This is a genomic window from Sorangium sp. So ce381 (assembly GCF_051473845.1).
Taxonomy (GTDB): domain Bacteria; phylum Myxococcota_A; class Polyangia; order Polyangiales; family Polyangiaceae; genus Sorangium; species Sorangium atrum.
Genome location: NZ_CP150336.1, coordinates 44,107 through 65,291 on the forward strand (window position 1 = coordinate 44,107; position 21,185 = coordinate 65,291).

19 protein-coding genes and 1 tRNA gene are annotated in these 21,185 nt (G+C 72.0%); 6 read left to right on the forward strand and 14 right to left on the reverse strand.

Going from position 1 to position 21,185, the window contains the following annotated elements; translation table 11 throughout:
• Nucleotides 1-304: 304 nt before the first annotated feature.
• Nucleotides 305-386, reverse strand: a tRNA-Leu gene (locus WMF29_RS00160).
• 457 nt (nucleotides 387-843) lie between these two features.
• On the opposite strand from WMF29_RS00160, the gene WMF29_RS00165 reads away from it, so the two are divergent.
• Nucleotides 844-1,551 carry a response regulator gene (locus WMF29_RS00165; RefSeq protein ID WP_437326890.1) on the forward strand — a complete coding sequence of 236 codons (708 nt, stop codon included), beginning with the start codon at nucleotides 844-846 and terminating at the stop codon, nucleotides 1,549-1,551.
• Here WMF29_RS00165 and WMF29_RS00170 read toward each other — a convergent pair.
• The gene (locus tag WMF29_RS00170) at nucleotides 1,505-2,263 is read right to left on the reverse strand and encodes a Crp/Fnr family transcriptional regulator (RefSeq protein WP_437326891.1); all 759 of its coding nucleotides are present in this window, start codon (nucleotides 2,261-2,263) and stop codon (nucleotides 1,505-1,507) included. The genes WMF29_RS00165 and WMF29_RS00170 overlap by 47 nt on opposite strands.
• A gap of 343 nt (nucleotides 2,264-2,606) precedes the next feature.
• Between WMF29_RS00170 and rpoN the strand changes: the two genes are divergently transcribed.
• The 3 genes from rpoN to WMF29_RS00185 all read left to right on the forward strand — a co-directional run bounded on the left by rpoN (nucleotide 2,607) and on the right by WMF29_RS00185 (nucleotide 6,202).
• A complete protein-coding gene (gene rpoN, locus WMF29_RS00175; RefSeq protein ID WP_437326892.1) occupies nucleotides 2,607-4,127 on the forward strand; it encodes an RNA polymerase factor sigma-54 in 1,521 nt (506 codons plus the stop codon).
• Nucleotides 4,128-4,188: 61 nt separating this feature from the next.
• Nucleotides 4,189-5,163: a hypothetical protein gene (locus tag WMF29_RS00180; protein WP_437326893.1), complete on the forward strand. Its 975-nt coding sequence runs from the start codon at nucleotides 4,189-4,191 to the stop codon at nucleotides 5,161-5,163.
• 40 nt (nucleotides 5,164-5,203) lie between these two features.
• On the forward strand, nucleotides 5,204-6,202 hold the full coding sequence (locus tag WMF29_RS00185; protein ID WP_437326894.1) for a hypothetical protein: 999 nt from the start codon (nucleotides 5,204-5,206) through the stop codon (nucleotides 6,200-6,202).
• 58 nt (nucleotides 6,203-6,260) lie between these two features.
• On the opposite strand, the gene WMF29_RS00190 is transcribed toward WMF29_RS00185, so the two are convergent.
• Both WMF29_RS00190 and pgeF read right to left on the reverse strand, forming a co-directional pair.
• A complete protein-coding gene (locus tag WMF29_RS00190) occupies nucleotides 6,261-7,523 on the reverse strand; it encodes a bifunctional nucleoside/nucleotide kinase/histidine phosphatase family protein (protein ID WP_272097082.1) in 1,263 nt (420 codons plus the stop codon).
• 9 nt (nucleotides 7,524-7,532) lie between these two features.
• Complete coding sequence (gene pgeF, locus WMF29_RS00195; protein WP_437326895.1) at nucleotides 7,533-8,345, reverse strand: peptidoglycan editing factor PgeF; 813 nt, start codon at nucleotides 8,343-8,345, stop codon at nucleotides 7,533-7,535.
• 86 nt (nucleotides 8,346-8,431) lie between these two features.
• Between pgeF and WMF29_RS00200 the strand changes: the two genes are divergently transcribed.
• Nucleotides 8,432-9,634, forward strand: a complete 1,203-nt coding sequence (locus WMF29_RS00200; RefSeq protein WP_437326896.1) for a serine/threonine-protein kinase — start codon at nucleotides 8,432-8,434, stop codon at nucleotides 9,632-9,634.
• A gap of 169 nt (nucleotides 9,635-9,803) precedes the next feature.
• On the opposite strand, the gene WMF29_RS00205 is transcribed toward WMF29_RS00200, so the two are convergent.
• Nucleotides 9,804-10,043, reverse strand: a complete 240-nt coding sequence (locus tag WMF29_RS00205; protein ID WP_437326897.1) for a hypothetical protein — start codon at nucleotides 10,041-10,043, stop codon at nucleotides 9,804-9,806.
• A 23-nt stretch (nucleotides 10,044-10,066) separates the two neighbouring features.
• Between WMF29_RS00205 and WMF29_RS00210 the strand changes: the two genes are divergently transcribed.
• Nucleotides 10,067-12,724 (forward strand): PBP1A family penicillin-binding protein, encoded by a 2,658-nt coding sequence (locus tag WMF29_RS00210; RefSeq protein ID WP_437326898.1) that lies wholly within the window; start codon nucleotides 10,067-10,069, stop codon nucleotides 12,722-12,724.
• A 64-nt stretch (nucleotides 12,725-12,788) separates the two neighbouring features.
• On the opposite strand, the gene WMF29_RS00215 is transcribed toward WMF29_RS00210, so the two are convergent.
• From WMF29_RS00215 to WMF29_RS00255, 9 genes are all read right to left on the reverse strand, one after another.
• Nucleotides 12,789-13,076 carry an alkaline phosphatase PhoX gene (locus WMF29_RS00215; RefSeq protein WP_437326899.1) on the reverse strand — a complete coding sequence of 96 codons (288 nt, stop codon included), beginning with the start codon at nucleotides 13,074-13,076 and terminating at the stop codon, nucleotides 12,789-12,791.
• A 15-nt stretch (nucleotides 13,077-13,091) separates the two neighbouring features.
• On the reverse strand, nucleotides 13,092-13,799 hold the full coding sequence (locus WMF29_RS00220; RefSeq protein WP_437326900.1) for a hypothetical protein: 708 nt from the start codon (nucleotides 13,797-13,799) through the stop codon (nucleotides 13,092-13,094).
• A gap of 133 nt (nucleotides 13,800-13,932) precedes the next feature.
• Nucleotides 13,933-14,940, reverse strand: a complete 1,008-nt coding sequence (locus WMF29_RS00225; protein WP_437326901.1) for a tetratricopeptide repeat protein — start codon at nucleotides 14,938-14,940, stop codon at nucleotides 13,933-13,935.
• Entirely contained in the window at nucleotides 14,927-16,324 is a 1,398-nt protein-coding gene (locus tag WMF29_RS00230; RefSeq protein WP_437326902.1) for a serine/threonine-protein kinase, read from the reverse strand. Before WMF29_RS00230 ends, WMF29_RS00225 begins: the two co-directional genes overlap by 14 nt.
• A 126-nt stretch (nucleotides 16,325-16,450) precedes the next feature.
• Nucleotides 16,451-17,443: a M14 family metallopeptidase gene (locus WMF29_RS00235; protein ID WP_437326903.1), complete on the reverse strand. Its 993-nt coding sequence runs from the start codon at nucleotides 17,441-17,443 to the stop codon at nucleotides 16,451-16,453.
• Nucleotides 17,444-17,545: 102 nt separating this feature from the next.
• The gene (speB, locus tag WMF29_RS00240) at nucleotides 17,546-18,541 is read right to left on the reverse strand and encodes an agmatinase (protein WP_437326904.1); all 996 of its coding nucleotides are present in this window, start codon (nucleotides 18,539-18,541) and stop codon (nucleotides 17,546-17,548) included.
• Between the two features lie 8 nt (nucleotides 18,542-18,549).
• Nucleotides 18,550-19,329 (reverse strand): lysophospholipid acyltransferase family protein, encoded by a 780-nt coding sequence (locus WMF29_RS00245; protein WP_272097093.1) that lies wholly within the window; start codon nucleotides 19,327-19,329, stop codon nucleotides 18,550-18,552.
• A gap of 12 nt (nucleotides 19,330-19,341) precedes the next feature.
• Nucleotides 19,342-19,851: a GNAT family N-acetyltransferase gene (locus WMF29_RS00250; protein WP_437326905.1), complete on the reverse strand. Its 510-nt coding sequence runs from the start codon at nucleotides 19,849-19,851 to the stop codon at nucleotides 19,342-19,344.
• A gap of 214 nt (nucleotides 19,852-20,065) precedes the next feature.
• A complete protein-coding gene (locus tag WMF29_RS00255) occupies nucleotides 20,066-21,046 on the reverse strand; it encodes an SDR family oxidoreductase (protein WP_437326906.1) in 981 nt (326 codons plus the stop codon).
• Nucleotides 21,047-21,185 lie beyond the last annotated feature (139 nt).

A 21,185-nucleotide genomic window follows, 5' to 3' on the forward strand; every position in this document is an offset into this window, starting at 1 on the left:
TGGGAGGAGAGGGTCCGGCCGAGGAACGCGAACGTAGTCGCGCCGCGGGCGTCGCGCAATTCCGGGACCGCGCGTGCGGTCGACGACGCCGCCGAGGCGATCCGTCGGAGGCCGCCCGAGGCTCCGCAGCCCGGGTCCCCGTCACGCGTTCGTCGTCGGGTCCGCGCGCGGGTCCGACGACGAACGCTCGCCCCCGCGCCGCGCGCCCAGCGGACCACGACCGTCCCGGGCCACCCGGGGGAGGCGCCCCGGGGCGGCGCGTCACGCCGCGAGGCGGCCGAGTCCTCCAGGCGTCAAGCCGCGGTGCACGAGGGGGGACTCGAACCCCCAAGCCTACCGGCGCCGGAACCTAAAACCGGTGCGTATACCAATTCCGCCACTCGTGCGCGCGGACGCTTGTGGCACCCCACGCCAGCCTCATCAAGCGGGAAAATCAGTTTGCTGCGTTGCGCCGAACGCGTCAGGGCGGGGCCGCGCGAGCGGTCCGGACATGTGGCCCGCGGTACGTCGAGCCTGGAGCAACCGGCGGATCGGCGGACCGCGCCGCCCTGGAGGGGCCGCAAACCTGGGCTGGCCCGTGCGCACGAACCGCCCACCGACGGCCAAGGACGCGGTGGGCAAGCCGACAGGGTGGGGGGGCGCTCTTCGTCGGGGCGGAGAGGCGCTGCGGAGGGAGCGCGAAATGGGCACAGCGGCGGCCCCGGGGTCGGCGGGGCAGCCTCACCGGCAGCGACGCTCGAACGACCGGGTTGCCGCCGAGAACAGGGGAAACGAGGCCCGGGCGACGGCGGCGCCTCCCCTTCGGCACGTGCGTTGCGAAGGGGGGACCGTCCGCGGACGCGGATGCTGCCGCTGAACGACGGAGGGGGCGCGCTCGTCGCCGTCCTCGTCGATGCGGGGCAATTCGACTGCAAGCCGCAGGGATACCCGATGACGTACCAACCGAACGTTCTCCTCCTCGATCAGGACCATGTCCTCCGGAAGGCTACGGCGCTCCTCCTCTGCAACCGCGGCGCGCTCGTCAGCCCGGCCGCGACCTTGGAGGAAGCGATCTCCCTCTCCCGCGAGCGCGTCTACGACGTCGCGCTGATCGATCTCGCCCCCGGAACGAAAGGCGCCCGGGAGATCCTGGGCCGCCTGCGGCGCGAGGGCACGATGCCCCGGCGGGTCATCTTCTGTGCCGACGAGCCGGTCTCGTGCGACGGCACGGACGACGTCAGCGAGGTCCTGCTCAAGCCGTACGCCTTCGGTCGGCTGCTCAGCACGATCTTCGTCGACCTCCGCGCCCGGGAATCCACGCAGTCCGGGATCTTTCCTCGCCTCCGTCTGGTCCAGGGCGAGATCGGCGAGCTGGAGGGGAGCCGCCCGAGCGCGCCTGGCGCTGCGGCGGGGGTGGAAAGCGCGGGAGGCCGCCCCACCGAGCGGCGCACCTTCATCGAGCCGAACGGCGCCGCGGTGTACCGGCTCCAGCGCAGGCCGCGCAGCGGCCCCTCCGGGCGGACGCTCAGGCCGTCGCGGCGTGCGCCTCGAGGGGCTCGCTATCCCGGATGACGATCCGCCGCCGGTCGAACGCGATCAGGCCGGCGCGCTTCAGCTTGCCCAGCAGCAGGGTGACCGTCTCGCGGGTGGACCCGATCAGCAGCGCGATGTCCGCGTGCGTGAACGGCGCCGACACCAGCTGTCCAGCGGTGTGGGGCTGCCCCCAGCGCCGCGCAGCGGCGCGGAGAAACTCGATCAGGCGCGCTTCGACCGTGCAGAGGAGCAGCGAGCCGAGGCGCGCCTCGGTCTCGAGCTTGCGCGCCACGAGCGCCGCGGCGAGCGCGCCGCGGAGCGCTGCGTCGGACGCGAGCTGCCGCTCGAGACCGGCGAGCGGCACCACGAGCGCGTCCCCCTCGTCGAGCACCGTCGCGCTCTCGGAGGAGACCGTCGCGCCCGCGAGCGCGCCCTCGCCGACGAGGTCGCCGGGCCCGCGGTGCCCGAGCGGAACCACCCGACCGTCGGCGACGCGCTCGACCTTCACGCGACCCGCCCCGATCAGGAACAGGTGCCTCGGCGGCGCACCCTGCTGGCAAACGCACTGCCTGCGCGTGAGCCGCTCGACCCTGCCGAGCTCGAACAGCGAACGCCGGCTCGGTGAGGCCAGCGACGCGAGGGGCGAGCGAGACAGGATCCGCTCCTTCTCGGCATCCGGCGACGACGCCCCGCCGCGCACGCCCTCCATCCCGTGCCCGCGCGTAGGTCCGCGCACCTTCGGCTTTCCCATCGCGCCTTCGCCCAACCTTTCGGGATTTCAAGCCTCCCGATCGGCGGCCGATAGTGCAACGATCGGCAGATGGGGGCCAATCCGAACTGGCTGCGGGCAGAGCTCCGCGCGGGGCGAAAAATCTACCGCGGCGAAGGCTGAAACCATGTTCAGCGGTGTAGGATGCAAGCCCTGCGCTATTTTTTGGTGCAGACGTGAAAGCAAGACCCGGGCCGCTGCCCCGTTCGATGCTACGTTGGGGGTGAGGCCACCAATGAGACACTCGATGGCACGAACCTCGCGCAATGCCCCGGCCCCCGTTCGGCGGGTGGCGCTGGCGGCGAACTGAGAGAAGGAGCTCCTCATGGGCATGGAGATGAAGCTCCAGTTCAAGCTGTCGCAGCAGCTTGTGATGACCCCGCAGCTGGTGCAGGCCATCCGGCTGCTGCAGCTCTCACGGCTCGAGCTGGTCGACGAGATCAGGAAGGAGCTGGACGGCAACCCTGTCCTCGCGGACGACATGACCGACCCGAAGGCGCGGGACGGCGACAAGGCGGATCAGCGGGGGAGGAACGCCGACCTGCCCACGGAGCAGCGGCTCGAGAACGGCGAGCGGTTCGACCGAGACACCGACATCGCGGCGCGCGAGACGGAGAAGCGGGTCAAGGAGGTGGACTGGGAGCAATTCCTGGAAAACAGGCAGCTCCAGCAGGCCATGCCCGCGCACCGGGGCGGCTTCGAAGAGCTGCCGCCGATCGACCAGAACCTGACGAAGCCGTCGAACCTGCGCGACCACCTGCTCTGGCAGCTCCAGATGAGCGATTTCGTCGAGAACGAGCGGCAGTTCGCGCTGCTCGTCATCGGCAACCTCGACGAGAAGGGGTACCTCGACCTCAAGGGGGGCGAACGTCCGGACGGCACGAAGGGGCCCGACATCAGCCTCGTGGACCTGGCGCGGGAGGCGGAGCTCCACCCCGAGGACGCCGAGGAGGTGCTGTCGATGATCCAGCGCTTCGATCCGGTCGGGGTCGCGGCCCGCGACCTGTCGGAGTGCCTGCGGGTGCAGGCGGAGGTGCTGGGCTTCGACGACATCGAGATGGCCATCATCAAGGACCACCTCCACAACGTGGAGCGGCGCAACTTCCCCGCGATCGCGAAGGCGCTGAAGATCCCGCTGGAGGACGTCTACGACGCGGTCCAGGAGATCCAGAAGCTGGAGAGCGTGCCGGCGCGCAACTTCGCCGAGGTCGACGAGAAGACCATCGCCATCACCCCGGACGTGTACGTCATCAAGGATGGCACCCAGTTCGTCGTCACCGACAACGACAAGGGGCTCCAGCGGCTCTACATCAACGAGAACCTCGCCCAGCGGATGCTCCGGGACCCGAAGGCGAAGGAGTTCATCAGCGAGAAGCTCCGGAGCGCGCAGTGGCTGATCCGGGCCATCGAGCAGCGGCGGCGCACGATCATCAAGGTGACCGAGTGCATCGTCGAGAAGCAGCGCGAGTTCCTCGAGCGCGGCGTGGGCTACCTGAAGCCCATGATCCTCAGGGACGTCGCCGAGTCGGTGGGCATGCACGAGTCGACCATCTCCCGCGTGACGTCGAACAAGTACGTGCACACGCCCCAGGGGCTCTTCGAGCTGAAGTACTTCTTCAACTCATCGATCCACCGGGTCGCTGACGAAGACATCGCCTCGGAGAGCGTCAAGCAGGCGATCAAGAAGATCATCCTGGCCGAGGACAAGTCGAATCCCTACAGCGACCAGGCGATCGTCAAGATCCTCGAGGAGACGGACGGCATCAAGATCGCCCGCCGCACCGTGGCCAAGTACCGCGAGATGCTCGGCATCCTGAGCTCGTCGAAGCGCAAGAAGATGTTCTGAGCCGCGGCGGCCGGCCGCGGTCGCCCGCCCCTCTCCACGCCGACCCTCACGGCCCCGAGCCATGCCCGCCGAACCGATCACGGCTGCCCAGATCTTCGAGCGCTTCTTCGCGCCGCACTACCCGCCCGACGCGCTCGCCGACCTGGCAGGCGTGCGCTCCGCGGACGCGAACCCGGCGGGAAACCCGTCGATCCTGGCCCAGATCGACCACGCAGCCGAGGTGTTCGCCCGCCTCGCGCCCGCGGCGTTCGGCGCGCCCGACCTCGGGCTCGACTTCTCCGATGCGTCGGTCCACCGGCTGGGCGCGGCGCTGACCCGCGAGCGACGCGACGCCTGGCTCGCGCCGGCAGGCGGATCCAGCGGCGCGCCGGCGGCGAGCGGGGGCGGAGATCCTCCCATGCTCGTCACCCTCGTGACGCACGGGGCGCTCTACGTCGGGGCGTGCGTCGTGAAGAACCACGGCGGGAAGTGGCAGGTCCGGAGGCCCCTGTGGGAGTCGCTGGTCCGGCTCGAGTCGAGCGCAGGGACGGGCGATCTCGCGATCTTCCAGTGGTGGCTCAAGGCGCTCAGCGACGAGGAGATCGGCCGCGGCAGGCTCGTGGATCGCTACCGCACCCACGTGGAGGTGCCGACGTTCGACGCGGAGCGCCTGCCGATCATCGCCGCGGGCGACCGGCGGATCCCGAAGCTCGCGAAGGTCCGTTACGACACGCTCTACAAGCACCTCCGCGCGCACCTGCCGGAGCTCAGGTCCGTGGGCGACGACTTCCCGTCCCCGGAGCGCTTCGAGGAGATGGGCTTCAAGGGCCTGGAGTTCGCGCTGCTCGGCGGCGGGCGGATGCTCCTCATGCACGGGGCGACAGCGGACGGGGTGCACCTGCTCTGGCTCGACGCGAACGGCTTCGTGAAGTCGCTTTACTACCCGGCGGACAGCTTCCCCGCCCACGTGGTCCAGATCGAGGGCCAGAAGATCCGGGTGATCGTGCCCGTCGGCGGCGAGACCCAGGTGCACGAGATGCTCTGGTGGGGGGCGTAGCCGGCTCGCGCACGGAGCGCGCCGGCGGTAGGCTCGCCCCGTGCTCTCGCCCGACGTCCGCTTCGAGGGGTTCACCGCGACCGACTGGGTTCGCGTGCTGTCGTTGTTCCGGCCCAGGCGCACGGGCATCGACGAGCGCGAGGTCGGCCGGCCGCGCGGCGGCGTCGTCGCGGTCCACGCGGGCGGCAAGCTCAGAAAGCTCGTGCACACGGACGCGGGCCGGCTCCGGATCGACGACGCGCAGCGCGCCGTCCCGCTCTCCGCGGAGGCGCTCGCCGCCAGCCACCACGCGAGCTGGGCCGCCGTGCTCGAGGCGGGCGTCCTCGAGGCCATCGTGGAGCGGTTCGGGGCGCGGGTGCGGCGCGGCGACGACCTCATCGCCCAGTCGCTCCTGCTGCTGCAGCTCGCCCGCGAGGAGCTCCTCGCCGGGAGGATCGATCTCTGGCCGGCGAGGCTGCGCGGCGTGCCGATGCCCTCGGCGGGCGTCGTGCGCGGCACGCTGGAGTCGCTCGCCGGGATCGGCAAGACGGTGGTGATCGGCCTGTTCGAGGGCGGGGAGCTCTGGACGAGCGTCGCGCTCCGCCGCGACGCCCGCGGGATCAACCTGATCCTCGGGCCGGACGAGGTGCGGGAGGACATGGGGCTGCTCGCGGGCGACTGGCGCCGCGACTACCGGCACCTCTCGCGCGCCATCGAGGAGCGGGCAGGGGAGCTCTCGCTCGGCTGCTTCGCGGAGGCGGAGACCATCCGGCAGCTCGAGGTCGACCCGAGCCCAGGCGCCTGGGCCAGGGCGGTGGCGGTGCGCGACGTGATCCTCGCGCCGGTGCCGGCGGCCCTCGCCATCCCGCTCGGGATCGACGCGGGGCGCGCGGCGCTCAGCGCGCTCCGCGCGCTCGTGGAGCGGATCGACCCGATGGGCATCGTGGCGCCGGCGGTGCGGGCGGTGCTCGAGCGGGCCGGGACCGACAGCGACATGGCCGCGATGCTGCCGTTCCACCCGCTGGAGCTCCTCCGCAAGCTGATCAGCCGGGATCGCTGAGCCGGCGCGGCCGCGCCGCAGCGCAGCCCGCGCCTCCAGCGCGGCCGCGCTGCCTGGCTCAGGGGTGCGCGGTGCTCGAGTCGCCGCCCTGGACGGCGGGCGCGAGCTGGAAGCGGCGCTCCTCGCAGGCATACGCCGTCGGGGTCAGCTCGATGACGGTGTGCAGCGGGATCGGCAGCGTCGGACAGGAGGGCGCGGGGCGATCCACGAGGTAGGCGTAGAGCGCGCGCAGCACCGCCTGGTGGCCGATCACGAGCACGGGAGAGCGCTGGCGCTCGAGCTGGATGATGAGCGGGTCGAGGCGCTGAATGACGTCCTCGTACGACTCGCCGCGCGGGTAGCGGTAGCGGAACTTGTCGGCCGCGCGCGCGTTGAAGACCTCGGGCATCTGCTGGCGGATCTCCTCGTACGTCATGCCCTCGCAGACGCCCGCGTCGATCTCGTCGAGGGCGCGCCAGGCGACGTGGTTCTGCGTCATCGGGCGCGCGGTCTGGATGGTGCGGCGCAGCGTGCTCGTCCAGACGTTGACGTGCTCGTCGCCGGCCCGCTCGCGGATGAACGCGGAGAGGTTCTTCGCGTACTCGTCGCCGCGCGCGCTGAGATCCGAGTCGCCGCCGAGCAGCCCCTTCTCGTTGAACACGCTCTCCCCGTGGCGCGTCAGCCAGATCGGGTGCGGCGTGAGGTGCATGTTCATCAAGAGCGGGACGAGGCGCGCCGGCAGGTAGCCGTGGATGCGGTTCAGCACGACCTGGCGGCCGACGTCGATGATCTTGATGTAGCTCCGCTCGGGCTCGCCGAGCGGCTCGTACGCGCGGGCGTAGTGCGCGATGCGCGCGCGGAAGTCGCGCAGCGCCGCCTCCGGGTCGACGCCCTGGTAGTCCGGCGAGCGGAGCTTCGTCTCGCGGACGTTGGTCTCGATGATCGACTCGTCGTTGCAGATCGACTCGATGAAGACGACCGGGAAGCCGTGCGCCTGGCAGCGCTCGGTGACGAGGTTCCGGCGAGCGCGCGTGCTGTTCGTGGCGTCGTAGATCGCCACCTCGCCGCCGGAGCTGAGCCAGCCGATGAGGTCGTCGAGGGCGGTCATCGCCATGCCGAGGAGCGCCTGGCGTCCCTCGGTGTTGTTGGGGTCGAAGAACTGGTGCGGTTGCGCGGTGCCGAGGTGCGCGCGGCGGTAGTTGCCCACGTTGAAGAGCCGCGTGGGGTGGCCGAGCCACGACAGGTACCGCGCGATCTTGCGGGCGATGGACGTCTTCCCGCGGGCGGGCAGGCCCACCATGGCGAGCACGATCGGCGAGGAGTCGCGCGCGAGCGAGACCATGGGAGCGTTCTAGCCGATGACGGTACGGCCGGCGACGATGACGGAGAGCAGGCGGCCGCTGCGCTGTCCGTCGCGCCGGTACGAGAAGAAGCGGGCGGGGTCACAGGCGGTGCAGCCAGGGACGTCCTCGACCGAGGTTGCGTCCAGGCCGACCTCGGTGAGCTGGGCCTTGAGGATGCGGCGGACGTCGACGTGCGGGCGCGCGCCGGGCGCCCCTCGGACGACGGCGGCGGCGCCCGCGCTGGAGCACGCGGCGAGATCGGCGGCGACGTCGTCGCCGACCTCGAAGCAGCAGGCCTCGATGTGCGGGCCGATGGCCGCGACGAGCTCCGCGCCGGGGCCGGCGAGCGAGCGGAGCGCGCGGGCCGCCTCGACCACGACCCGGCGGACGGTCCCACGCCAGCCGCTGTGGACCGCTGCGACGGCGCCGGTCCGGCGATCGGCGAGGAGGATCGGGGCGCAGTCGGCGCTGCGGACACCGCAGCCGACGCCGGGGACGCGGGAGAGGGTCACGTCCCCGACCTCGCGGACGACGGCGTCGCGATCTTCCTCACCGGTGAGGACCCGCGCCTCGACGCCGTGGACCTGGCTGAGGAAATAGAGCCGCGCCGCCGGGATGCCGAGGCGCCGCGCGGCGCGCTCCAGGTTCTCCCGGACGGCGGCGGGATCGTCGCCGAGGGCGATGGCGAAGCTCAGGGTGTCCCACGGGGGGGCGCTGACGCCGCCGCGCCGGGTGAAGAAGGCGTGCGAGAAGCCGGCGGCGGCGAGGAGCGGGCTCTCGAGCGCCTCGGCGGCCCCGGGGTCGTCGGTTTTTACGGTCATTTTGGCTCCACGGCGGGATCCGATGCGTCGGCTGCTTCGGTCATAGACGATACGGGTGGGTTGCGTGGTATTTTCCGGCTCCACGCATGGCTGCCGGTCCGGACCCGAATATCGGTCGAGATCTGCTCGGAGGGCAGTTCCAGATCCTTCAGAAGATCGGCTCCGGCGGCATGGGGTCGGTCTACAAGGCCGCGCAGCCGGCGATGAACCGGATGGTGGCGGTGAAGATCCTCCACCCCAAGCTCGCGAACCGGAAGGATCTCGTCTCGCGCTTCCGCCGCGAGGCGCGGGCGATGAGCCACCTCACGCACCCGAACACGGTCAAGGTGCTGCTCTACGGCGAGCTCGAGGACGGCTCGCTGTACATCGTGATGGAGTACCTGGAGGGCAAGAACCTGAACCAGGTGGTCCGCAAGGAAGGGCCGCTGCCCGTCGAGCGCGCGATCCCGGTCCTCATCCAGGTCTGCGGCGCGCTGCAGGAGGCGCACATCCAGGGGATCGTGCACCGCGATCTCAAGCCCGAGAACATCTTCCTGTCGACCAACGGCGGGCTGAAGGACTACCCGAAGGTGCTCGACTTCGGCCTCGCGAAGGTGACGGAGCGGGAGCTCAGGCCGGGGTCGGTGATGCTCACGCAGGAGGGCATGGTCTTCGGGACGCCGGAGTTCATGTCGCCCGAGCAAGCGCAGGGCAAGGTGCTCGACGCGCGCAGCGACATCTACTCGCTCGCGACCATCCTGTACGAGGTGCTCACGGGCAAGCTGCCGTTCGAGGCGCGGACGCCCATGGAGTACATCCAGCACCACGTGACGAGGAACCCGATCCCGCTCGACGACCGCGTCCCCGGGAAGCAGTTTCCGCCCGGGCTCAGCGCGGTGCTCGCCAAGGCGCTCGAGAAGCGGCCCGAGGATCGGTTCGAGTCGGCCGCGGAGTTCGCTGACGCGCTCAAGCCGTTCGCGGGCGGAGCGGGCAAGGGCTACACGGCGATGATGCCGAAGAAGGCGAACGCGGTGCTCGAGCAAGCGTCGAAGCAGCACGCCGCCGCGCTCCAGGCGAACAAGGCGCCCGCGCCGTCCGCGTTCAAGTCGCCGGCGAAGACGGTGAAGATGGTCCAGCAGCCGCCGGCGCCGTCCGCGAAGCCGGCGCCCGCGCCGGCGCCCCTCGCCAAGCAGCCCAAGGCGCCGGTCAAGGCGGAGGCGAAGCCGTTGCTCCTCGTCGGCATCGCGGCGGGCTGCCTGATCGCAGGCATCCTGATCACCATCGTGGCCATGCGGCTGTTCCAGGGCTGATCCTCCGCGAGCGCGCCCCGGATCGAGGCGAGCCTCCGCGGGCGTGCTAGCGTCGCCGCGCCGGCGCGCCGGGCGCTCTGGATGCGCATCGCCTGCGCCAGCGTTCACGGGGACGGCGTCATGGCCTCGGAGCAATCACGGAACTCAGCGGGAAACGAGGACGATCCGGTCAGGAAGACCGATGCGCCGGATCAGGCGTCGGATCCGCTGCGTCAAGCATCGGATCCGCTGCGCCGAGCGTCGGATCCGCTGCGTCAAGCATCGGATCCGCTGCGCCGAGCGTCGGATCCGCTGCGTCAGGCGTCGGATCCGCTGCGCCGAGCGTCGGATCCGCTACGTCAGGCATCGGACCCGCTGCGTCAGGCATCGGACCCGCTGCGCCGAGCGTCGGATCCGCTGCGTCAGGCATCGGATCCGCTGCGTCGGGCGTCAGTGCCACCCGCGCGGCGGTCGGGGCCGCCGGGGCGAGGGAGCGAGCCGCCTGAGCGGATCAGCGGCGCAACGCGGCCGGCGAGCGCGCCGCACCTCGAGGGCGCGCAGCGCCCGTCCAGCCAGCCGGAAGGCGCGCCCCCGCAGGAGAGAGGCCCCGGGATCGCGACGTGGGCGAAGCGCATCGGGATCGCGCTCGCGGCGCTGCTCGTGCTCGCCGCCGCCACGATCGCGCTCGTCATCCGGCACTACGAGGCCGATCTCCCCTCGACCCATGAGCTCAAGGACTACCGGCCCCCGCAGGTGACGCGCATCCTCGCGCGCGACGGGACGCGCCTCGGCGAGGTCTTCACCGAGCGGCGCACCGTGGTGCGCATCGGCGAGATCCCGAGCCAGGTGAAGCTGGCCGCGCTCGCCGCCGAGGACGCGGGCTTCTACGAGCACGCGGGGCTGAACTACCTCGGCATGCTCCGCGCCCTCGCGGTGAACCTCCGCTCGTCCCGGGCTCGCCAGGGCGCGAGCACCATCACGCAGCAGGTCGTGAAGAACGTCCTGCTCACGCCGGACCGGACCTTCAACCGCAAGGCGCGCGAGATCATCCTCGCCCGGAAGATCGAGCAGGAGCTCACCAAGGACGAGATCCTGGAGCTCTACCTCAACAAGATCTACTTCGGTCACGGCCGCTACGGGGTCGAGGAGGCGAGCCGCTACTACTTCGGGAAGAGCGTGCGCGACGTGACGCTCGCCGAGGCCGCGCTGCTCGTCGCCGTCGTGAAGGGGCCGTCGGTGTACTCGCCGCGGGTGAACCTCGAGCGCGCCGTGGCGCGGCGGGACTTCGTGCTCGATCAGATGCAGCGCAAGGCCTTCGCGGACGAGATCCAGGTGGCGCAAGCGAAGCAGGAGCCGGTCGTGCTCGCCGTCGAGACCGAATCGCTCGCCGAGCTCGCGCCCGAGGTGGTCGCCGAGGCGCAGCGCCTGCTGCGCGAGCTCGTCGGGCCCGCCGCGCAGCAGGGCGGCTACACGATCACGACCACGATCGATCCGGCGATGCAGGCGGCGGCGCGCGCGTCCGTCCGCAAGAACCTGGACGCCTACGCGAAGCGGCACAAGCTGCTCGGCCCGCTCGCGCGGAGCAAGAAAGAGCCGCCGGCCTTCGAGGGGACGCCGGCCGGACACAAGGTCTTCCGGGGGGTCGTGACGGGCGCCGACGACGCCCGAGGGACGCTCTCGGTGCGCGTGGGCACGCTGGAAGGCACGGTCACGCTCCGCGGCGCGCAGCGGTACAACCCGAACGGGCTCCCGCCGAGCAAGTTCGCCGACGTCGACAAGGTCGTGCGCGTCAGCCTGATCGGCCCCGCGCCGGAGCCGGTCGTCGAAGCGGCCGCCGCAGGCCAGGAAGAGGACGAGGACGCCGCCGGAGAGGCAGGGCGCGCCGCGCCCGCGGGCAAACCGGGGAAGCCGGCGGCCCCGGCGCCGCTGCGGCTCGAGCTCGGACCCGAGGGGGCGCTCGTCGCGATCGACGTGCGGACGCGAGAGATCGTCGCGCTCGTCGGCGGCTACGAGGCGGTGCGCGGCGGGCTCGACCGGGCGACGTTCGCGCGGCGGCAGCCCGGGTCGACGTTCAAGGCGCTCGTCTACGGCTACGGCATCCACGCGCGCACGCTGACGCCGGCGACGATCCTCGACACCGATCCGCTGGCCATCGCCGGGTACAAGCCGCAGAACTACGATGAGAGCGAGGGGGAGTCGCCGGCGCGGCTCCGGGAGGCCGTGGCGCACAGCGTAAACGTGGCCGCGGTGTCGGCGCTGTCGCGCGTCGGCGCCTCGAACGTGGTCGCCTTCGCCGGCGCGCTCGGCGTCCAGTCGAAGCTCGGCGCAGACCTGTCGCTCGCCCTCGGCGCCTACGAGGTCACGCCGCGCGAGATGGCCGCCGCGTACGCGAGCATCGCCGCGGGCGGCGTCCACGAGCAGCCGGTCCTGATCACGAAGATCGTCGGGCCCGGCGGGGTGGAGATCCCGCTGCCGCCGCGCCCTCCGGGGCACCGCGTGATGGAGGAGGCGGAGGCCTACGTGCTCACGAGCGTGCTGACGTCGGTCGTGCAGAGCGGGACCGCCAAGCAGGCGCGCTCGCTGGGGCGCCCGATCGCCGGCAAGACGGGGACGACGAACCAGGCGAAGGACACCTGGTTCGTGGGCTACTCGACCGACATCGCGTGCGCCGTGTGGACCGGCTACGACGACGCGGCGCCGCTCGGCAACGGCGAGGTGGGCGCCACGGCGGCGCTGCCGGCGTTCGTGGACTTCATGAAGCAGGCGCACGCGAAGCGCCCGGCCGCCGATTTCCCGGTGCCGAGCGGCGTCGTGCGCGTGAAGATCGATCCGCGGACGGGTCTCCTCGCGCGCGAGGGGCAGGAAGACGCCATCGAGGAGGTGTTCGTCGCCGGGACGGAGCCGACCGAGGAGGCGCAGGTCCCCGAGGCGGACGCGGGCGCGGAGCCGGCGGACGGCGGGCCGCCAGCCGAGCCGCAGGGGACCGCGCCGGCGCCAGGGGAGGGGCCGCGGCCGGTAGAGCCGGGGGTCGCGCCAGCGCCGGTCGAGTCGGAGCACGCGCCGGAGCCGGGCCCGCTGCCGGCCGGCGAGACGGCGCCGCCGCCGTTCTGAGCGGCACGAGCGCTCTGATGGGCGAGAGAGGCGGGGCGGCCGAGGTGGAGGGAGAGCCTCTCGCTCATGCTCGCGCGTTGCGCGCGAAATCGAAGATCTGCCCGTCCAGCGTCACGCCTCGAGGGTAGTTCCCTCGATAGCCATCCTCCGCCATGAAGAGCTCTCCCCAGGGGGCGATGGTGATGTTGTCCGGCGGACGCGTCGTCGCATGGGGATGATCTACGTCGGAACACCACCACGCGAAAGGCACGGGGCGATTGCCACAGGGGCGCCGCGGGGCCGATGCACGAGAGGAACGCAATGCCACACACGCCGAGAGGTCGAGTCGGCGAGCGCGCTGGTCGGGACACACTCGGCCTCTGCGGCGTCACCCCACCTGGCCGCCGTCAGCAACGTCACGGGCCAGGACCTTCGAGGACACCCGGCCGATGAGCCGCCGCAGGACCTGCTTCGCGCCGATCGCGCCGCCAGCGCCGACCGCGAAGACGAGCGGCGCCGCGGCGCCGCCGGTCACCGCGACGAGGCCCGCCGCGAGCAGCACGCCGGCGCCGGTCGCCACCGCGCCTGTCGAGGCCTCCTGCGCCGCGTGCGCGAGCGCTTCGTTCCTCGTCATCTCGCCTCGCTGGTAGGCCGTGACGCCCTCGTAGGCACCGAAGGCGCCCTCGATCACGAACCCGATACCGGCCGCCTTGCCCGCGCCCTTCAGGACCTCCCGGCCCGCGGCCTTCATCGCCTCTCGGGCCAGCCCCTTCGCGACCGCGGCCGAGACGCCGTCGGTGAGCGCCGCCTGGCCCGCATACCGCCCCGCTGCCTGCGCGACGATCGCGGCGGCCTGCGTTCCGCCCTGATCGGCGATGATCTTCGCCGTCGTCTGCGCGCCAAGCGAGAGCCCGGGCGCGAGCGCGTCCACGACCGCCGTGGTGTTCTCGACCATCACGCGCCGCAGGCCCTCCCGCGTGCCCTCGTCGAGGAGCCTCTTGCCCGCCGCCGAGAACAGCGCCTCCGCCGCCCCGCGGACGGCGACCGCGCCGCTCCCTGCAATCGAACCAAGGATCTTGTTTCGCTGTGAGCTCATCTCGGCCTCCCCGCCTCGCGCGTCCTCGCCTCGATCATGGGGTAGCGCCCGGGTGCGGAAAGACAAGCTCAGCGACGCGCGCCCCTGCGTTGCCTGCCGCGTCACGGCGCCGGCCGCGCCCGATCGCTGGACCTCAAAACTTCACGAGCAGGCGCGAGCCGAGGCCGCCCGGGGTCGGCGTGAGGACGAGCTCTGCCGCCGGCTTGCCAGGGGCCGGCGACGTGGGCTCGGAAGGGCTCAGCAGGAGCAGCGTGACGCCGGCGCCGAGCCCGACCAGGCCGACGCCGGCGAAGACGCTGGCGAGCGTCGAGGCGGTCTTGCCCGTGTCGTAGTCGCCCTGGAGCGACGGCGGGCACTCGTAGGCGCCTCCGCCGGCGGGGGAGCACCCGTCCTCGACCGCGGACAGCGCGCCGGCGCGCACGGCCAGCGCCACGACGGTCGCGATCGCGCCCGCGCCGCCGACGCCGAGCGCGACGTAGCCGCCCATGCGAATGCCGCTGGGCGGCGTGCCGGAGGCGCTCGGCGCGGAGAGCGCGTCGCGCGCCGGGAGCGGCGCGGGCACGGTCAGCGTCACGACCTGACGGGCGCCGGGCGCGAGCTCGGCGCGCTCCGCGATGGGCGCGGCGCCGCCGTAGAACAGCTCGACCGTGTGGGCGCCGAGATCGCGCTCGAGCTCGACGCCGAGGAGCCTCGGGTCGAGGGGCTTGCCGTCCAGCACCACCTGGACCGGCGGCCTCCCCTCGGCGCCTTTCAGCCGGACGGTCAGCGTCCCGACCTTGCTGCCGAGCGCCCGGTAGCGGGCCTCGGCGTCCTCGCTCCACCCGGCGTACTTCGCCTCGTTGGACTGGAGCGCGGCGCGCCGGAGATCCCACCAGTCTCGCCTCGCCGAGGCATAGCGGCCGAGCTCCTCCTCGCACTCGGCGATGTTCCTGAGCGCGCCGAGCCCCTCGGGGTAGATCTCCAGCGCGCTCCGGAAGGCGATGACCGCCTGATCGCACTGTCCGGCGCTCCGCAGCTCGCGGCCCCGGGCGAACAGCGTCTTCGCGTCCTCCTCGGCCCCGACGGCGAGCGCGCGCGCCGGCGCGGCCGCGAGCAAGGCGACGCTGCAGAGCGTGATGAGCCGTCGCTCAAAAGGTCTCACTCTTGTCGATCTCCTTGCGGCGCCGGGGCACCGTGGGCGCGGCGGTCGCCGTCGCGCGCGGGGCGACCCTGTCACCCCCGGGGCGGCGCTGGGACGAGCGCGGCTGCGCAGGCGCGGCGGAGGCCGGCGGCGCGGGCGCTGCTGTGGAAGCAGGCGGCGCGGGCGTCGCCGCGGAGGCCTGCTGCTCGGCTGCGGTGGGCTGCTGCGGCGGTGGCGGCGAGCGCAGCGCCACGCCCTGGAGCGCGCCCCGCACGCCGGGGGCCACCAGCCGCGCCGGCTGCTCCAGGCGCGGCCGATCGAGCAGGCGCGCCGCCAGCGCGGCGGTCCCTCCGAGCGCGGCCAGGCAGGCCAGCGCCACGGCGGGCGCCACCCGAGGCCGCCGCGGCGGCGCGACCTCCGCGGGCCGCTCGGGCGGCGGCGCCGAGAGCGCGGCGTGGTAGGCCCCGACCATCTCGCGGATCGAGGCGAACCGCTGCGCCGGCCCCTTCGCGAGGGCGCGCGAGAACCAGGCGTCGAGCCCCGGGGGAAGCGACCGCTTGATCTCCGTGGCAGGCTCGAAATCGCGGGTGCTGACCGCCACGATGATCTCCGCGATGCTGTTGCCGTGAAAAGGCGTCCAGTCCGTCAGCACCTCGTAGGCCAGCACGCCGAGCGCCCAGACATCGGCCCGCGCGTCGACCGCGAGCGGCGAGGCGAGCTGCTCCGGGCTCATGTAGTTCGGCGAGCCCAGCATGACGTCGGCCTCTGTCTCCTGCGGTCGATCCAGGCCTAGATCGCCGTGCAGCGCCTTGGCGATGCCGAAATCCGCGACCTTCACCGTCAGCTCCGCGCCGGGCGTGTCGACGAGCATCACGTTCGAGGGCTTCAGGTCGCGGTGCACGATGCCCATGTCGTGCGCCACGGTGAGCGCGTCCCCGATCTGATCAAGGATGTGCCCGAAGCGCACCGGATCGATCGGTCCCTTCTGGCGCACCTCGGCGAACAGCGTTCGCCCCGGGATGTACTCCATCACCAGGTAAGGGATGTCGTCGTGAACCCCCGCGTCGTGGACCGCGACGATGTGCCGCGTGCGCGCGCTCAGGCGGGCCGAGATCTGGGCCTCGAACCGGAACCTCTCCAGGACGGTGCGGCTCCGCTCCGCGTCGCCGGTCAGCGAGGCGCTGAGGAACTTCACGGCGAGCTCGGTCTTGAGCGTGACGTGCACGGCGAGCCAGACCTCGGCCATGCCCCCGCGCCCGAGCGGTTGGACCAGCCGGTATTTGCCCTCGACGACCTCGTCGGGGGTGTGCTGCCAGATGTCCGACTCGTCGGCGCCGGCGTGACGAGCCGCCGCGCTCGGGCTGATCCGCACGGTCGACGGTATGCGGGGCGTGGCGGCGTCCACGCCCGAAGGATAGTGGATGCTGCGCGCGGGACTGGCACTTTTCGACAGCCCTCGCCGCCGTCGCCCTCTGGCGAGCGCGGAATGGCGGCCGCCGACATCGGCGCGTACGCCGCGAGCGCGGCCATTTCACTCGGCGGCGTCGGCGAAGAGCTCCACAGGCGACGCGTCGATCGGCGGGGCCGCCCGCGAGGGCGCGCTGCCCACGCCGCGGTCGAGGGCGTCGCAGAGGAGCGCGCCGACGCCGGGGACGACGTTGGCGATCGCCTCGTCGGCCTCGCGCGGGTTCAACCACCAGAACGGGTTCAGCAGCCGGCGGATGTCGCGGAAGGAGCGTGCAGGACGGCTGACCTCCACCGTGAAGGCGAGCGTTCCCAGGTTGGCGTCGAGCCAGTCGTCCATGTCGCCGACCGTGGGGTACCAGTGCGCCGCCTGGCGTACCTCGTACCGCTCGCGCGGCAGAGCCTGGCAGAAGGCGTCGCCGAGCGCCCGGTACAGCGGCTCGCGCGGGTTGGGCACGTCGGTGTGCGCCCACGGGTAGAGCAGGAAGTTGCCGCAGCTGTGAAAGCCGATCGCGAGCGCAGGCCGCGTCTCCAGCGCGACGTCGCGCAGGGCGCGCGACTCGGGCTCCGAGAAGGCGTGAGGCCCCGTGTAGTGCGGCGACCACCGGAGCCGCGAGCCCGCGAACGGGTGCAGCGGCCGCGACGAGGACAGCGGCGCGAAATTCCGGTTCAGATCCACGCCGCGGGCGTTGCAGCGCTGCGACGCCCGCCGCTCGCCGCGGAGGCGCTCCAGGTTGTCGGCGAACGCATCGGGGTTGACGACCGGCACCACGACGAGCCGCGCCCGCGCCGCCGCGCCCACGCGCCCGCTCGCCAGGATCGACCGGACCGCATCGAGCAGCGCGAGCCCGCCGATCACCTCGACCCCGTGCATGAGCGACGTCAGCAGGAACGTCGGACCGAGCGGATTACCGAAGTCGTAGCGCCGCAATGGCCTTCCGTTTGCGGACGTCCCGATCGTTATTTCCCGTCCGCCGTAGGTGCGCGCCAGGCGTGCCCAGGCGTCATCGAGCTGCGGAAGATCGGCGTAGCGGCCACAAAGATCGGGCGAGCGTGTCATCCCAGTGTCTCTTATGTGACACCGGAATGGCGGCGGACGCCAGCGGATTGAGCGGATTCACGTGGAGCGATTTCGCGATTCGCGTCATCCGCGTCATTCGCGTCATCCGCGCGGCTGGTCGCGCTGGTCGCGCTGGTCGCGCTGGCTGCCGTTTCGCGTCGCGAGGAGGGCCAGGCCCTCGAACAGGAGGTGCGCGCCGAGGTGGAGGGTGATGTCGGCGTGGTCCAGGGCGGGGCATACCTCGACGAGATCCATGCCCACCAGGTTGATCCCCGCGAGGCCGCGGAGCAGCTGGATCGCCTCGCGTGAGGTGAGCCCGCCGGGCACGGGCGTGCCGGTGCCCGGGGCATAGGCCGGGTCGATGCCGTCGATATCGAAGGAGATGTAGACGGGCGACTCGCCCGCGGCTGCCCTGATGGCGGCCGCGACCGCGTGAGCGCCGTCGCGGTCGATCCGATCCATGCCGTAGAGGGTCGCCCCGGCGTGCGCCGAGAACGCGCCCTCCTCCGGGTGGCCCCACGTGGCGCGGATGCCGATCTGGTGGAGCGCGCTCCGCGCGATCAGCCCCTCTTCGATCGCGTTGCGGAACGGCGTGCCGTGGTGGAACGGCTCGCCCCACACCTCCGAGGTGCTCGTGTCGAGGTGCGCGTCGACGTGGACGACCGTGACGGGGCCGTGGCGCCGCGACAGCGCGCGGAGCACCGGGAGCGCGATGGAGTGGTCGCCGCCGACGACGAACGGGACCGCGCCGGCCGCGAGCACCTCGTCGACCGAGGCCTGGATCAGCTCGCGCACGGAGTCGGCGTGAAACGGGGGAAAGGGCACATTGCCCCCGTCGAGCACGTCGATCGCGCGGAACACGTCGACGCCGTGGCCGGGGTGGTACGACTGCACGAGCGCGCTCACGCGGCGCAGCTCGTAGGGGGCGAACCGCGCGCCGGGGCGGTACGTGACGCTCCCGTCCCACGGGACGCCGAGGAGCACGGCGTCGGCGCCGGAATAGGCGGACGCGCCGGCCTCGTGGAAGCCCGCGGTCGGGAGGCGAAAGAAGGGAGTCTGCCCGTGCCGCAGGTACGCGGCTGCTCGTTGTTGAGACATGAGATCTCCTACAGGCTCAAGAGGTCCAGGATCACGGCGCGGGCGCGGTCCGCGAGATCGGCCGCGCCGCCGTGATCGCCGAGCGGCGGGCCGAAGGCGACGCGGGCGCTCGCCTCTCGGCGGCTGGAGAAGCGGAGGAAATGGGGGAGGAAGGTGTCGTCGCCCGCCCAGCAGAGCTCCGGGTCATCGTAGGTGATGGCCGCGGGCACGATGGGGACACCCGCGATCCGGGCGACGCCGAAGATGCCTTTGCGGAAGGGGAGGACCTTCTCTCCGCGGGTGGTCGAGCCCTCCGGGAAATTCAGCACCGGGACGCCATGGCGAAGGGCCCGGAGCGCGCACCGGAGCACGCGCGCGCCGCTCGCCGGGCGCCGCCGATCGACGAGCATCACGCCGAGATCGCGCGCGCGATCGCCGATGATCGGCCAGCTGCCGATCTCCTGCTTCGCGATGGCGGTGCAGGGGGTGAGCGACGCGAGGAGGATCGGATCGAGGTAGCTGACGTGGTTGGCCACGATCACGAACGGCGACGCGGGGAGCGCGCCGGTCACGCGGACGCGCAGGGAGTGCTGCGCGCACAGGTCCCGGGCGATCCCGTGAAGGAGGCGCGCCCTCTCGCGGTGGCGCGAGGCGGGCAGCGTGGGCAGCAGGCTGGTCCGGAACATGGTGTCGAGCGCGAGCCCCATCACGCCGGAGAGCCGGCTGGCGATGGAGAGCGCCTCGGTCCAGGGCCGGTCGGCCGCCGCCGGCGCGCGGCGGCCGTGGTCGAGCGGAGCGGTGGTCGTCATGGTCTGTCGGCCTCAGGCCACCGCGGCGATGCCGCCGCTCTCCGCCGCGCGCGGCTCCTTCGCGTCGGCCTGGCGATCGACGAGCCCCACCTTCTCGAAGCGGGCCCGGAGGGCCATGAAAGCGTCGCGATCGATGCGCGAGATGATGCGCGGGTGTCCGGTTCCATAGAAATCGGGGCGGACCTCGATCTCCTTGGCGCCGAGCATGGCGTGCAGCGCCCGCGCGGCGTGGTTGTCCTCCTCGACGGTGAACCAGCACGACTCGGCCCATCCGAGGATCGACCCGACGAACGCGCGGAGGAGCGTGTGCGTCGCGCGGGAGCCCTGATACTCGGGCAGGACGGCGAGGGTCGTGCAGTAGACCTCCTTGCCGCGCGTGAAGGAGAGCAGGTAGCCCGCCGGCTTCCCCGCGGCCTCGACCATGAAGCAAGAGTCCTTGAAGAAGTCGCAGCAAAGACGGATGTAATACCGCCCGAGCTCCCCTTCGCCCGCGTCGCCGAAGAGGGTCGTCTCCAGTTCCATCAGAGTCGAAAAGTCATCGCTTCGGAGCGTGCGCGCCACATAACGGCTCATCGTTGCGCCTCCTTATTCTAATTGAATCGTCGTTGTGGGCGCAGCATGCCGGGACTCCGTGGAGAACACGTCACAGGACCCCCGAGGTTGAGAGACACGTCGGGGGCGATGGCGCGTCAAGATGGCTGGGGAATCGCGTACGGAGGGTGCCAGGACGGCTATGTCATCGTGGCCTGAGGCGCTCTGCCGCTGTGGACGGGAGTGTGAGCGCGAGGCCCGCGAAGACCCGGGCGGTGTCGAGGAGCGCGGCGAGGCCCGAGGTCGAGCGCCATCCGCCGGTCACGCCGGTCCAGTGCTTCATGGGCACGAAGATGTTGCCGTCGGTGCACGGCGCCGCGCGATCCAGGAAGGTCGCGCGGATCGCGTAGGCCGCGAACAACCGCTCCAGGAGGCCCGGGAAGGCGACGAACGCCGCGGCGGCGATGCGGCCGGCGGCGCCGACATACACGCTGCGCCGCGGCCGCTCGGCGAGCGAGACCATCGCCGCCGCCACCCGCTCGGGGTCGACGATCGGCCGCATCGGCTGGACTGCGCGGCCGGTCGTGTTGCCGGCGTGCTGGTAAATGGGGGTGTCGACCGTCGCGGGCAGGAGCGTGCAAACGTGGATGTCCGGGGTGCTGGAGAGCTCCTGTCTCAAGCAGGACGAGAGGCCCATGATCCCGAACTTGGAGATCACGTAGGCGCTCATCGTCGGCGCGCCGAACTTGCCAAGAGCGGAGACGTTGTTGATGAGCACCCCGGCGCCCTGCGCGCGGAAACAGGGCAGCACGGCCCGCACCCCGTGCACATAGCCGAGCAGGTTCGTCTCGATGACCTGGCGGTAGATCTCGTAGGGCGCCTCGTCCGCGCGCGCGTAGAGGAACACGGCGGCGTTGTTCACCCAGACGTCGATCCTGCCGAACACCTCGACGGCGGCGCGGGCGAGCGCTCGGACGGCGTGCTCTTCCCTCACGTCCGTCGGGACGGCGAGCGCCCGCGCGCCGACGCTGGCGCACTCGGCGGCGACCTCCTCGAGGGCCGCCTCGTTCCGAGCGGCGATGACGACCCGCGCGCCGCGCCGCGCGAACGCGAGCGCCGCCGCCCTGCCGATGCCCGAAGACGCCCCGGTGATAACGACCACCGCGTCGCGAATGCACTTCCGCATGACTGGTCCCCTCCCGCGCCCGGTCCCTCGCCGAGAGGAGAGCAAGGCGCGGGCCATCAGGGCCCGGGGGCTGTGTCGGACAGGGCCAGGGAGCTGGATCGAAACGGCGAGCGTGGTGGGTGGATGAAGAATTTAAAAC